Origin of the sequence: Sphingobium sp. 22B (genome assembly GCF_001580035.1) — a bacterium.
GTDB classification, from domain to species: domain Bacteria; phylum Pseudomonadota; class Alphaproteobacteria; order Sphingomonadales; family Sphingomonadaceae; genus Sphingobium; species Sphingobium fuliginis.
In genome coordinates this window covers 37,726-50,541 of the sequence record NZ_LTAB01000041.1, presented here as the reverse complement: position 1 = coordinate 50,541, position 12,816 = coordinate 37,726, and the positions used below count along the sequence as shown (strand labels likewise).

The window sequence follows — 12,816 nt, the reverse complement described above, 5'->3', positions numbered from 1 at the left end:
TGCGGCAGGTTCGGCTTAGACACCCAGTTCCTAATTCAGATCAGAGGCTTACGCCACTCCCGCCAACCCTTCAGGACACTTTTGGTGAATAAGGCGGGTTAGATAAGCGGGCATCTCTGACAACGAAATCTCCTGCGATGAGTTGCCGCTGCGGACATAGAATTTATCCTGCAGCGTGCCATTTTTATCCTTCACCTTCAGGATGAAAGGTTTGCTCGAAGGTTGCACGTCGATTTTGCAAATCTCGGTCTCCATAACTTCTGGGAAACCGATCTTGACCTTATTGGTCACAAAAGCGGCTCCCAAACTGGAGTTCAACAGATTTCGGAGGTGCAGCTCGAACTTATCGCGATCGGCACCTCCGAGCGAAAGATAATCGGGTGCTAGGCCCAATATCTCGCCATCGTCCTTTACACCAATGAGAAGCGTCCCGCCTTGGCTGTTGGCGAAAGCGGTGACGGTTTTCACCACCACATCCTCCAGTTTCTTATTCAGAATTTGCTCGACCATATCCCAACGGAGAGACGACTTAAACTCCAATTCATCGTCCTCACCCTCTGCAATGAGCTCTTCGAGCGTGATAGCCGCTTCCGGCGGCCTTGTATCCGTAATGCCGGTCAGAAAGTCGTTCAGCTTTGACGCCAGCACGGCGCGCCGCTCCTGAAGGAAAGCCTCATAGTTTTCGATTTCCCACACCGAGGTGTCTTCGGGCACACATTGCAGGGCGAGGGCGTCCGGGAAGCGGGCCTGAACGTCGGCCAAATACGCTTTGGCATCCATTGCACCTTTGGCACGATTGGCAATCTGAGTAAGGATCGCGCGGTTCGTTAACTCCTGCGCCAGAGAATACTTCAGGCGATTTTCTTGGCCATAGCCCTTCGCCTTCAGTTTCGAGTACGGGAAAATATGATCGTTTTCGAGCGCATATTTTCTGCCCATCGCTTGCCGAAGTGCAACGCCGGTTGTGAAGCAGACGGCATTCTGGCTTTTGAGATACCAGCGCAGCAGGCCGAAAAGCGGGTGAGAAATTGAACGCCCAACAAACTCATCAGGGGTAATTTCCAGCCGACGCTCCTCGTCAATGACCGCAAGCAACTCGTCAAATGGGATATCAGAATCCTTGATGATACGCAGATCGCGATCAAGCTTCTGGGGCAGCTGACTAACGTAGCGCGTCCTGACCTGAGAGTAATAGAACCATTTGACAAGCTTACGAATTTCTGTGTCGGTTAAATGCTTTCCGCCCTTATTGAAACAATAAACAATGATCGGAACCAGAGCATAGACAGAGTTTATTTCATCCGTGTGATCAACAAAGGCACGCGAACGCATAACGCTAGCGACGTAATCCAAAATCTGATCATCAAGAAGCTTCCAAGTCGCACGCATTTTCTCGTTATTATCGGCATCGTGCAGTTTTTTCATCTCTGAACCAAGATGATAGAGACAACCGAGAAGAACATAGACGACGAAGTCCAGCTTTAAGACGAAACCTTTCTCTGCCAGATTTTTCAGCTTCTTCTTGAACACGTCCCTAGCTTCCGGCCAATAGCCAGAAATCTGCGCGAGCGCGAGTTCAGCATCGGTCAGCGACACTCCACTTGCATTGACCTTATAGAAGATGTCGATTGCTTCGCGAACGCTCGCCCGGACAGGGATGGTCTGCTCGGGAAATTCACGGTCTAGGATGTTCTCAATCGCCCTCGTATTGTCATCCATGATGTCATCACGCTCACGAGTGACCGTTTCACCCTTGGCTTCTAGTTCGCGCACAATGTCCTTGGCACGGATCTTCCGCTGAAAGATATCAGTGATATTCTGCCAACGGGGATCTTTCTCCATTTTAGTTTTAGAAAAGTAGGCCAGCTCTAAGGTCTCGACATTGACGTATAGACCTCGCGTATCATGAAGAATTTCAGCAGACGTATAATAGGGCGGTATTTCACCACGGACCAGCATATAAAGCGTGGTAATGCGCTGTTGACCGTCCAGCAAAATGCGTACAGCACCCTGCTCTGCGCTATATTTGCGAGGTCCCTTCAACTCCGGTGGGTTCGCAGTTTCCCACGTGAGCATTGTTCCGGTCGGGTATTCTTTGATTAGCGAGTCGATGAGTTGTTTGGCATCATCTCGTTTCCAAACATACTCTCGCTGGAAGGCGGGAACAAACAGCTGAAACTCATCAATTTTTTCCAACGCCGCCGAAATTTTCACAGAACGTTCCCCGAAATGCGTTCATCGATAAAAACACCGAGCCGACTACGGCCAAATGCTTAACCAAACAATATGTTAGCTGTTATCCGATTTCCGTCTTCGCTCTCCCTGAGGCGGTGATAGCGCAAATTAGCAACGACTTGCACAAGGCACTCCGAATTCGACCTAACCGAATGGCGGCAGAGGCCCGTCGTTCAAGCGATCTCGGATCGTACGCCAGCCTGGCATATGACGGTCAAGCAAGGTAACGAATCCTTCGCCGTGGTTAGGCACAACAAAATGGGCGATTTCGTGGAGAGCTATGTAATCGAGGCACTCCGGCGGAAATTTTGCCAATTCGAGATTCAGTCGCACGGTCTTCCGCATGGCATTGCTACTGCCCCACTTCGTTTTCATGCGCTGGATGAAAAAGCTGCTTAGTTCGACATGAAGCTGCTTCGCCCATTTCGCCAGTAGGGGGGCGGCGCGCTTGCGTAGTTCCACCCGATACCATTCAGATAAGGCCCCTTCCCTCGCGGCAGGTGACGCCCCCTGCGGCACCGTCAATTCCAGCGTGCGGACGCCAAGCGACACAGCGACTTTTGCGCCGCCTTCCTGGATCGTCAGCAGGTATCGACGCCCCCAAACATAATGGCTTTCGCGCTCCAGATATTCGCGCGGGGTTTCCCTCGGCTGTTCCTGGATCTTGACCTGATGCTTCCTGATCCAGCCGATTTTGGAAATAGCGAACAGGCGTACATTCTCAACGCTCATCCTATGCGGCGCAGAAATGTGCACGCGTCCTGTAGGCGGGTAAACGCTCAAATGGACGTTTTTGATATCCTTGAAGATAACATCAACTAATATTCCACCGATGTCCAGTTCGGTGTGCATCAATACTCCGCCTGCGATTTGATGATAGTGAAAAGCCGCTCAACTTCGTCCACATCGTTAAGAATTGCATACATTGCAGCCTTGATCGTGCGCTCTTTGGGTTCAACGCCGCGCCAGCCGTCCGGGCGATTGGCTTTTACCGCATTATCTATCTGGAGAGCGAGGTCTTCATTCTCGCCAAGGTTATTGAACAGGGCGCGCTTACCGGGCGTGTTCAACGTGGGCGGAGTGGAATCACCCTTACCCTGCGCAAGATTACCGATCAGATCGCCAATTTGTTGCAAATACTGTTCGTAATCGATTGCCTTCGCCTTCCGGACCTTGATGATCTCATCCAAAAGGGCAGAAATCTTGTCGTAATAGGCCGGATCGTTCAGATGCTCCTTCACGATCTTGCTACGGACGTTGTTTTCGATCGCCTCGGCTGCCGATTCCCGGTCCTTCATGCTGCCCAATTGCTGAGTAATCGCATCAGCGATGCCTGATTTCACGATCAGGTCGAGCAAGCCCACATTATCGAACGGTGAAATCGTTCGCGGTTCATCCGCCTCAATATAGGTATCAATCAGATGCCGCATATCCGCTTCATACGCCTTCAGGTCGATCACCTCACCAGCAGCTTGTCGCATCATATCACGGACATCGACCGCTTCCTGCACGGCCTTTTTGATCCGCGCAATGTCGGCGGTGGAATAGCCCGCTTCATCCATTTCATCCGCAATGCCAGCATAGGCGCGGACCAGCGAGGCCACAGCCTTGTAAAAGGCCGCGCGTTGCGGCTCACGGTCGGTCAGGTCGGTGGCGATCTCTGTATTGCCGCAAAAATGATGAATGTATTGCAGTTCGCCCTTCGGTTCTTCCACAGGTACGCAGATGAGGGCGACAACCTCCATCGCCTCGTCCAGCCGTTCCTTCCCTTTCACAAGGCGATCCTGCATTAGGATCGTGGGGTCGGTTCCGCCCGCGCTGGTGTCGATTTCGGACGTATAAACGGCAATCGCCTTTTCGACCTTTTTGAGAAGACTCATATAATCGACGATGTAGCCGAATTCCTTGTCGTCCCCATCTAGCCGGTTGGTCCGGCAAATAGCCTGAAACAGGCCATGATCCTGCATTGACTTGTCGATGTAGAGATAAGTGCAGGATGGGGCATCAAACCCGGTCAGCAGCTTATCGACAACGATCAGCAGTTTCATATTCGCAGGTTGCTTGATGAACTTGTCCTTCGCGTCCTCTTCATAGGACTCGGTCTTCGTCATACCGGGCTTGGCTTCGACGCCTTTCAGCATTTCGGTATAGCTATTGTAGATATACTGCTTGTCGGTATCGGAATTCGCGCCGGTTTCCTCTTTGGTCACGTCCTGCGCATTGGGATTGTAGGATGTAACAAGAGCGCATCGGCCTTTCAGTTCGGTCTTCTGAAACGCCTCATAATATTTGCACGCCTCATAAATGCTGGAAGCCACCAAAATGGCATTGCCACGCTGGCTGGACAGGCGCGGCTTCACGCTGAAATCGAAAATAACGTCGCTCACCACGCGCTCGATGCGTGACCGCGAACTCAGCACGCTTTGCATCGTGCCCCATTTCTTTTTCAGTTCATCCTTCTGCCAGTGGTTAAGCCCCTTGGTCTTGGCCTCAAACCAAGCCTCGATCTTGTCTTCGGACCCAAGGCGCTGGTCAATGTCTCGAGCCTCGTAAATCAGGTCCAGGACAACCTCGTCCTCTACGGCTTCGCCAAATTTGTATGTGTGGATGTAGGTCCCAAACACTTCTAGGCTGGATTGCTTGTCCTTCTTGAGAAGAGGCGTTCCAGTGAAGCCGATAAAAACGGCATTGGGTAGCATCGCTTTCATTATACGATGCAGCTTTCCGCTCTGGGTCCGATGGCATTCATCAACCAGGACGAATATATCGCCCACGGATTTTGTCGGCTGGGCCTCGATCTCCTGGATGAAGGCGTCAAAGTCATCAACATCCTTGTGTCGAAACTTATGCACGAGCGAGCATAAGAGACGCGGCTTGGCCTCGCCCAATTTTGCCATCAAATCGCGCCCGCTGCTGGTGCGGTGGATCTCTTCTCCCGCGTCGGTGAACACGCGTTTGATCTGCTTATCCAGTTCGTCACGGTCGGTGATGATGGCGACGCGGGCATTGGGATTATTTTCCAAAATCCACTTGGCCAAAAGCACCATGACGATGCTCTTGCCGGAGCCTTGCGTGTGCCAGATGATACCGCCCTCACGCTTGCGGACTTTCTCTTGCGCGGCCCTGATCCCGAAATATTGATGCACGCGGGGCAGTTTTTTCACGCCCCCGTCGAACAGCACGAAATCGTGCATCAATTCGATCAGCCGTTCCTTCTGGCACAGCTTGGCAAGGTATTTGTCGATCTTGAATCCGGTATTGTCCTGCTCATCCTCTTTCCATTTCAGGAACATTTTTTCCGGGGTTCCGATGGTCCCGTATTGCAAACCTTCGGAATCATTCCCGGCAAAAACGATCTGCACGGTTGAGAAAAACGGCGCGTTAAATGCGGGCAACTGGTTGGACAGAAGCTGGCGGATGCCATCGCCGATGGTGACGCGACTGTTTTTCAGCTCGATCACGCCGATGGCGATACCGTTGACGTATAGAACGAGGTCGGGGCGGCGTTCCATCCCGCCCTTGAGGGTCACTTCCTCAACGATCACGAAATCGTTTTTCTTGGGTTCGCGCCAGTTTATCAGCTTGACGGTATCGGTCGGCTTCCCGGCCTGAACCTGCACGTCCACGCCATAGCGCAGCAAGCTATAAACCGCCCGGTTGTTGTCGTAGAGGGAGCGATGTGTATTGAACGCCTCGGAGCGCAGCTTGAATAGAGCCGCGCTGACATGAGCATCGGAATATCCTGCGCCTTTGAGGTAGGCGGACAGCAAGCCTTCGTCGATGTTGGAATTGTTCGGTCGGTCGATCCAATCGCCCAAAAAGCGATAGCCCAGCTTGCCCTCGAACAAGCCAATGATCCGCTTCTGGGTCACCTTTTCCGGCTTGCCAACATAGTCGCTCATTTTCGCAGCCCCCCTCTGCGTAAAACATCAGATCAACCGGACATTACCGTTTAGCAATTCCTGCATTAGGCCCTGCTTGATCTGTCGGGTTTTGAGAAGTTTTCGTTCTAAGATCAGAATCTCATGATCCATATCACTGAGTCTGTCAGCAATACGCTTTTGCTCTTCCAATGGCGGCAATAGCACCTGATACTCCCCAGCGGCGGACTGAGAAAGCCCAAAAAATGTTGTGCCAGATTTGCTAATTTCAATAAAATCTTTAAATCTCTTAGATCCAAATTGATAATATAGATACTTTGGATAGTAACTTTCCTTAATTGGTCGAAGCAAAAGCAAATGGCTGTTTAATGAGGCCTGGTAAGGATAGGGAATTTCATCGACATAAAGAACTTTCCCGATAGTTCCATCTTTTGTCATAAGCAAATCTTCGGATTTCAGATGTATATCGGGCGCGATCTCATACCGACCTATCGGGATGTGATAAACCTCATCCCAACGAATCTCTCCATCCTTAAAATTCATTCCCGTAATTAAAAATGGGTCATCCGCATTGTTCGTAAATTCCGATTGTTTGAGGCCCTGCCATCCAATACGCCCTTTCATATACGAGATTTCTTTGAGTGGCCGAATCTCATCTTCGGGTTTCTCGCGCAATAATTCCTGCATCGCGCCTTGCTTGATCGCACGTTTCTTGGCGACAAGCCGCTCGATAGATTCAATCAGCACATCGGTATCCCAGAGGACCTCGGCAATTGCTGTTTGCTCCGTCGCACTGGGTCTTGGCACGAGGACAGTCCGAAGATCGGATTGCCCGATGTTGGCGCGAACAGCACCTTGCCCCTTAGACACAATTTGACTGCGAACGAACGCACTGCGGAATGCATAGCCCGCGTAAAGGGGATCGAAAGCATCATTACGCGGACGCCCGCGTAGAACAAATCCGCCAAAAACAGCTTCGCTGTCATCTAGATAAACTGCTGCCAGTCCCACCTCGCCTTGAGTTTCCGACGTGCGGTTAAACAAGACATCGCCTCGACGCAGGCCGAAGCCTCTGATTGCGTCTCGATGGAGCCTGATGCGTCCGGGGATGTGCTTCACGACCAAATGGCTGCATGTGATAATTTCCAGCACGTTCGCAAACGGGACACCGCTGCCATACAAAGCCGCATCCGCATTAACTCCGTTTTGGAAGTCGTAAAAATTCCCAAGAGGGGCAATCTCCCAATCATTTGGGAACTGGCATTTCCCAACGTCCGAACTGTCTGTTGCGGGATTCTTTTCGTTCAATGCTAAAACGCTCACCACGCAAACCCCATCGCTTTGAGGTGATCTTCCATTTTGGATTCAAGTTTTGCTACTCGTTCGGCCAGCTCCGGCATTGCACTTTCATAACGCTCCGCCAGAACTCCCACACGCTGGGCGAGGGCTTGGCTGATCCGGTCCATTTCGCCGTGAATGTCGGCGTCTATTTTCGCCATCCACTTATCATCAACCACAAGGGTTTTGATCTCGGCTTCGGTCAGCTTGGGATATTTGGCGTATGCGGCAACATCGAGGGCCGCTTCGGCCTTCTTCATCTGCTTCTTCAATTCCGCCTCGGCGTCGGAGAGTTTCAACCACTGCTTGAGGACTTTGGCTTCGTCCGCCGCGTCCTTGTCGCCCTTGATTTCCTTCAATCGCGCATTGACGGCGACCTTGTTGATCTTGTCGAGTTCGGCGAAGGCGCCATCGTCGCCGCCGTGTTCTTCCTCCAATTCCGCAAGGGATGCGCTGGCGGCTTCCAGTTCCGCCGTGAGGCGATCAATCTCCGCCTGTTCGTCGGCGAAGAAGCGGGCGACAATGAAGGACTTCGGGATCAGGTCACAGGTCCAACCCTTGTCCTTCTCTTTGCCCTTTTTATCCTTCTCGATGATGCGGTAGGTTTCTGCTTTCCACCCATCGAGGGCGATGGTGTAGCAGTCGTCCTGCATCACCTCGGCCCAATAGTCCATGAGGTGCTGATAGACGTCGTATTTGTCGATGAGCGGTTGGCCGGTGTAGTGGGCCAGCAATCCTTCGGACAAATCGGCGATCACATCCTTGGGATGGATGCCAGTTTTCAGGGATTTCAATGCGGCGGCATTTTTCACCCGCCATGCGTCAAAATGCGAGTCCATCTTATCCATGAATCCAGAGAATTCCGGGTGTTCAAAGATGGCCGATTTGATCGCGCCCTTATCCACCGTGAGATTGGCGTATCCGGGGCGGCATTCGGCCAGCAGCGCGGTTTTGAGGTTGGGGCAAACGTCCCAATAGGATTTCAGGGCGTCGATATCCGATTGCGGGATGCCGCCGCGAAGATGGCCTTCGATGTCCTGCCGGTCTTCTGCCTTCTGGCTGTCGATGTAGCGCGGGAGGTTGAGATTAAAGTCGTTCTTCTCGATCTCGGAAAACGGTACCGTGCGCGAAAAGCCCGGTATGTTGAGCGCCTTGGTGAAGGCGTCGACGATCTTGTGGATGTCCTGAGAGCGCAGTCGGTTCTTCGGCCCATCCTTCATAAAGCCCTGCGCGGCATCAATCATGAAGATGCCTTTGCGGGCTTGGGCGTCCTTCTTGTCCACCACCACGATACAGGCGGGGATGCCTGTGCCGTAGAACAGGTTGGCCGGAAGGCCGATAATGCCCTTGATGTAGCCCTTGCGGACAAGGGCCTTGCGAATATCGGCTTCCGCGTTGCCCCGGAAAAGAACGCCGTGCGGCAGAATGCACGCGCCAGAACCCGTGCTTTTCAGGCAGCGGACGATGTGCAGCAGATAGGCATAGTCGCCTTGCTTCGCGGACGGGATGCCGAAACCCGCAAAGCGGGTGTGCGGGTCGTGCAGCGGGTCTAGCCCCGTGCTCCATCGCTTATCGCTGAATGGCGGATTGGCCACCACGAAGTCGAATTGCTTGACCGTTTCACCGTCCTTGAATTTCGGATCGGTGATGGTGTTGCCCTGAGCGATCTGCGCCGTTGGGTTGTCGTGCAGGATCATGTTCATACGGGCCAGACCGCTTGTGGCTGAATCCTTTTCCTGCCCATAGAGCGAAACCTTGGTAATCGCCTCGTCCCCGACCTTGAGAAGCAGGGAACCGGAGCCGCAGGTCGGGTCGTAGACCGTCGTGTCCGGGCTGGTCTGCGCCTGTCGGATGCCAATGATCTGCGCCATCACGCGGCTGACCTCCGCCGGGGTATAGAACTGCCCCTTGCTCTTGCCGCTTTCGGTAGCGAAGTGACGCATAAGATATTCGTAGGCGTCGCCAAGAATGTCATCGCCTTCAGCCCGATTCTTGGAGAAGTCGAGAGCCTGACTTTCAAAAATGGCGATCAGATTGGAAAGCCTTTCGGCCTTCTCCTTGCCCTCGCCCAGCTTCGCTGCGTCGTTGAAGTCAGGGAAATCGGCTTGACTTAATTGGTCGTTGGCAGCGGCAAGCGGTGCAATGATTTTCTTGTTCATCTGGTCGCCGATGTCGGTCGCACCTTTTAGCGCAACCATAGCTTTGAAATCTGCGCCGGGCGGAATCGTTATCGGAGCGTAAGGAACGCCGCAGTATTTATCGCTAATGTATTTTATGAAAAGAAGAGATAGAACATAGTCTTTATACTGACTTGCATCCATTCCGCCACGAAGTTCATCGCAACTTGACCAGAGTGATCCATAAAGTTCAGATTTCTTAATCGCCATAAAACTTTCTAACTGTTACTATCTCTCCGCGTCGCCGTTGAGCGCCCGGTTTGATTTCGTTTTGGTACGAACTCCTTCAAAGCTCAAGCCCGTGTTGACGATCTTAATGGATCTGGATTATCGTCCACGCGTAGCAACGGCCAAATTGCGCCTCTGCGTTAGTACGCTCGCGCAAAGACGGGCCAAACATAATGGCCGTTATCAACCATCCGGTAGAATCCTGCCACGGCATCCGTGATCTGTGTCGATTCATTTCTCGTTGACGAACAACACGTAGGCCAGTCACCTACTCAGATCGGTTCGGGGGTGAACCGATTCTATTTCGAGGGGGTAATGGATGTTTATCAAGGCAATTGCGCTGTCGGCGATGGGACTGACGGCGATCGGTTCCGCACATGCAGCGGAAGCTGAATCGCAACCGATAGTGGCTGCGGCGGCCGTTGCGCCTGCGCCCGCTTCCAATATCTGGACCCTGCCAGCCAATACCGAACTGACGGTCACGCCCAACAGCGATGTATCGTCCAAGACCATGCGCGAAGGCGACGTTTTCACAGTCAGCACGGTCTACGACGTGATGATGAACAATTACATCGTCATCCCGAAGGGCACACGTGGGCAGGGCAAAATCACGTGGCGCACCGGCAAGGGTGCGTTTGGCAAGTCAGCCAAGATGGACTTGGTCATGGAGTGGATTGAACTTGGCGGTCGCCGCGTCACAATCGAAGGCAAGCATCGCCAGGAAGGCCAAGGCAACACGGCCGCTACTGTTGGTACAGTTCTCGCAGTGGGCGTGTTCGGCGGTTTCGTCACCGGAAAGTCCGCAGTGGTGCCCAATGGCATGCAATTGAAGGCTCATACCGCCGAACCCATTCAGTTCCGTTCCGATGCGTTGCAGCCTGCACCGCTTCAGGCTGCGGTTGTTTCTGGTGGCCCTGTCGTGTCACAGGGCACCTCGCCTGCTGTCACCCCGGTATCATCGAGCGACCACGCTCAATAAAAGAGAATGGAGGGCGCATCAAATTAGGTGCGCCTTCCTTTCGCCTGAAAGATAATCATGTTCTCTGGCCTCCTGCTTGCTGCCACTCTCACCGTGATTGACGGTGACACATTGCGCATCGATGGGAAGCGCTTGAGGTTAGTCGGGATAGATGCACCCGAAATCCACGCTTGCCCTAGCTACCGCAGGTGCGTTCCCGGCGATGGCCAAGCCAGCAAACGCAGCTTGCAGCGATTGCTAAGCGGTTCAATCAGCATCCGCCGCGTCGGGCATGATCGATTTGGACGCACCTTGGCGCACGTCTATTCTGGCGGCCGGAATGTTGCCTGTGAGATGATCCGGCTCAACCGCGCGGTGTATGTGCAGCGTTGGGACACAGGTAGTCAGTTGGCGCGAGAATGCCGATGAGCAGCGTACGACCAAGCTTATTAACGCGGTTGCCAACTGCGGTTGCCTTTGCGGCCTCGTTCATGTGGCTGACCCCGATGGCCAAAGCCCACCCCGGCGGGCTCAACGCTGAAGGCTGTCACAATAACCGGAAGACCGGCGATTATCACTGTCACCGCGCATCATCGGCACCTGTTCGGCGCCAATCCTTCTTGGCAGGCGGAGGAACATTCCCTAATTGCTCTGCCGCTCGCGCTGCTGGCGCGGCTCCGGTCAGGGTGGGTGATCCCGGCTACGGCCGCCACCTGGATCGCGACGGCGACGGAATAGGATGTGAGTAGTGCATCGCCCAACGCGACATGAGTTAGAAGGTGTTCTCCTACAAAACGCTCCCTTCCCCATCTTGCGTGTGCCAGATGGCGGCGAGTGGCGGCTCGAAATCTTGCAACGTCACCGGCATCTTTTTGGAAGACGCGTGAGAGTTTCGGGCACCCGAGATGGCTTTGACCTTCTGGCCGTGGACAGTATCGAACTGGCATGACCCGCGACCAAGAGCTATGGGGCATGGCCTCAATGCTTTTGCACAGACATGGCGAGCGCGCTCCGGTCAAAGTCGCTGAGCGGATAGGTGAGCTGGCTGTTGGAGGCGAAGCCCAGGGCGTGGCGCTATGGCGCGAAGTCGCTCACCGGTTAGACGCATTGATAAGCGGGAAGCACCGAACTTAAGCCGCCCAACGATCCAGATCAGGGAAAAGTGGCAGGGCCTGCGGAAGTGGCGGCTCAGCCATGTTAGCATCATAGATCGACACAGTTGCCCATTCCACGTGCCAATTCAGCCTTACGCCGTCGCTGGTGAATTGCACGATGCCCGCGCCTCCGCGAGCGACCTCCCACCTGCAGTTTAGCCGATCATCGTAAAAGCCGATCAGCAGCGTTCCCTCGCTAAATCCAAGCAAAAAGCGGTCATCATCCTCATAGGGCACTGAAAGCACCGTTTCGACATCCCCTGTGACGCGGAGCCGGACGCTATCGGGGATCGGCTGGACCAACACGCTCATCAACGAATCTCCTTTCCTACATGAGAACAAATGTGGAACATGCCTGACAGGAAAGGAGTCGGCAATGGTCATTATCGATGGTTCGTTCTTGCTCGGGGTAGCGGCTATTCTGACGAGCATCGCAACCCTGTGGCGCACAGCGCGGCGGCGCTAATCATGAACACCCCCATCCCGACCTCGAGGTAGCCGGGCCGGGATGGGGCAACTCACTTAACTCAAAAGACTGTAACGGCCGGCCCCATCAAGCCGCCAGCGATGACGCTCAAGATCAGAGCCAGTCGCTTTATTCAATGTGATCGCCACATGCGCTGAATTGAACCCCAGCTTTTTCATCGCGCCCACGATCCGAGGCCGAGTGTCCAAGCCTTCTTCAATGCACGCGGCGATCACAATGATGGCTTGGTCGTGCTTGCCGACCTCTGATTGGCATGAACGCATGAGACCGCGAAGGCGCTTGAATAAATCAGCATCGCTGGCGGAATTTTGGTCGGGCAGAACTTCGGCGTCAGTCATTAGATATCTCCGGAAAAAAT

Annotated in this window: 11 protein-coding genes; 4 read left to right on the top strand and 7 right to left on the bottom strand. The window is 53.6% G+C overall.

Annotated elements, in window-relative coordinates:
- Positions 1–48: 48 nt before the first annotated feature.
- The 5 genes from A0J57_RS23210 to A0J57_RS23190 all read right to left on the bottom strand — a co-directional run bounded on the left by A0J57_RS23210 (position 49) and on the right by A0J57_RS23190 (position 9,841).
- A complete protein-coding gene (locus tag A0J57_RS23210) occupies positions 49–2,214 on the bottom strand; it encodes a DUF262 domain-containing protein (protein WP_061940438.1) in 2,166 nt (721 codons plus the stop codon).
- 165 nt (positions 2,215–2,379) lie between these two features.
- A complete protein-coding gene (locus A0J57_RS23205) occupies positions 2,380–3,087 on the bottom strand; it encodes a M48 family metallopeptidase (RefSeq protein ID WP_061940440.1) in 708 nt (235 codons plus the stop codon).
- On the bottom strand, positions 3,087–6,137 hold the full coding sequence (locus tag A0J57_RS23200) for a type I restriction endonuclease subunit R (RefSeq protein ID WP_061940442.1): 3,051 nt from the start codon (positions 6,135–6,137) through the stop codon (positions 3,087–3,089). The genes A0J57_RS23205 and A0J57_RS23200 overlap by 1 nt, the downstream gene beginning before the upstream one ends.
- A 27-nt stretch (positions 6,138–6,164) precedes the next feature.
- On the bottom strand, positions 6,165–7,439 hold the full coding sequence (locus A0J57_RS26720) for a restriction endonuclease subunit S (protein ID WP_173664374.1): 1,275 nt from the start codon (positions 7,437–7,439) through the stop codon (positions 6,165–6,167).
- Complete coding sequence (locus tag A0J57_RS23190) at positions 7,436–9,841, bottom strand: type I restriction-modification system subunit M (protein WP_061940446.1); 2,406 nt, start codon at positions 9,839–9,841, stop codon at positions 7,436–7,438. Before A0J57_RS23190 ends, A0J57_RS26720 begins: the two co-directional genes overlap by 4 nt.
- Before the next feature lie 337 nt (positions 9,842–10,178).
- On the opposite strand from A0J57_RS23190, the gene A0J57_RS23185 reads away from it, so the two are divergent.
- From A0J57_RS23185 to A0J57_RS27050, 4 genes are read left to right on the top strand one after another with little or no spacing between them, the layout of a single operon-like run.
- Positions 10,179–10,838 (top strand): hypothetical protein, encoded by a 660-nt coding sequence (locus A0J57_RS23185; protein WP_061940448.1) that lies wholly within the window; start codon positions 10,179–10,181, stop codon positions 10,836–10,838.
- A gap of 57 nt (positions 10,839–10,895) precedes the next feature.
- Positions 10,896–11,246 (top strand): thermonuclease family protein, encoded by a 351-nt coding sequence (locus A0J57_RS25625; protein ID WP_076605808.1) that lies wholly within the window; start codon positions 10,896–10,898, stop codon positions 11,244–11,246.
- Positions 11,237–11,566: an excalibur calcium-binding domain-containing protein gene (locus tag A0J57_RS25620; RefSeq protein WP_328587050.1), complete on the top strand. Its 330-nt coding sequence runs from the start codon at positions 11,237–11,239 to the stop codon at positions 11,564–11,566. Before A0J57_RS25625 ends, A0J57_RS25620 begins: the two co-directional genes overlap by 10 nt.
- Positions 11,566–11,766: a DUF5818 domain-containing protein gene (locus tag A0J57_RS27050; protein WP_076605807.1), complete on the top strand. Its 201-nt coding sequence runs from the start codon at positions 11,566–11,568 to the stop codon at positions 11,764–11,766. Before A0J57_RS25620 ends, A0J57_RS27050 begins: the two co-directional genes overlap by 1 nt.
- Positions 11,767–11,947: 181 nt before the next feature.
- Here the strand turns inward: A0J57_RS27050 and A0J57_RS23180 are convergent, their stop codons facing one another.
- On the bottom strand, positions 11,948–12,283 hold the full coding sequence (locus A0J57_RS23180) for a hypothetical protein (protein WP_061940450.1): 336 nt from the start codon (positions 12,281–12,283) through the stop codon (positions 11,948–11,950).
- A gap of 210 nt (positions 12,284–12,493) precedes the next feature.
- Positions 12,494–12,796 (bottom strand): hypothetical protein, encoded by a 303-nt coding sequence (locus A0J57_RS23175; protein WP_061940452.1) that lies wholly within the window; start codon positions 12,794–12,796, stop codon positions 12,494–12,496.
- Positions 12,797–12,816: the final 20 nt, after the last annotated feature.

What these genes read in the sequence shown, in the direction of transcription:
- A0J57_RS23205 (WP_061940440.1), bottom strand. Translation starts at nt 3,087, where the DNA reads ATGCACACCGAACTGGACATCGGTGGAATATTAGTTGATGTTATCTTC.
- A0J57_RS23200 (WP_061940442.1), bottom strand. Translation starts at nt 6,137, where the DNA reads ATGAGCGACTATGTTGGCAAGCCGGAAAAGGTGACCCAGAAGCGGATC.
- A0J57_RS23190 (WP_061940446.1), bottom strand. Translation starts at nt 9,841, where the DNA reads ATGGCGATTAAGAAATCTGAACTTTATGGATCACTCTGGTCAAGTTGC.
- A0J57_RS23185 (WP_061940448.1), top strand. Translation starts at nt 10,179, where the DNA reads ATGTTTATCAAGGCAATTGCGCTGTCGGCGATGGGACTGACGGCGATC.
- A0J57_RS25625 (WP_076605808.1), top strand. Translation starts at nt 10,896, where the DNA reads ATGTTCTCTGGCCTCCTGCTTGCTGCCACTCTCACCGTGATTGACGGT.
- A0J57_RS25620 (WP_328587050.1), top strand. Translation starts at nt 11,237, where the DNA reads ATGCCGATGAGCAGCGTACGACCAAGCTTATTAACGCGGTTGCCAACT.
- A0J57_RS23180 (WP_061940450.1), bottom strand. Translation starts at nt 12,283, where the DNA reads ATGAGCGTGTTGGTCCAGCCGATCCCCGATAGCGTCCGGCTCCGCGTC.
- A0J57_RS23175 (WP_061940452.1), bottom strand. Translation starts at nt 12,796, where the DNA reads ATGACTGACGCCGAAGTTCTGCCCGACCAAAATTCCGCCAGCGATGCT.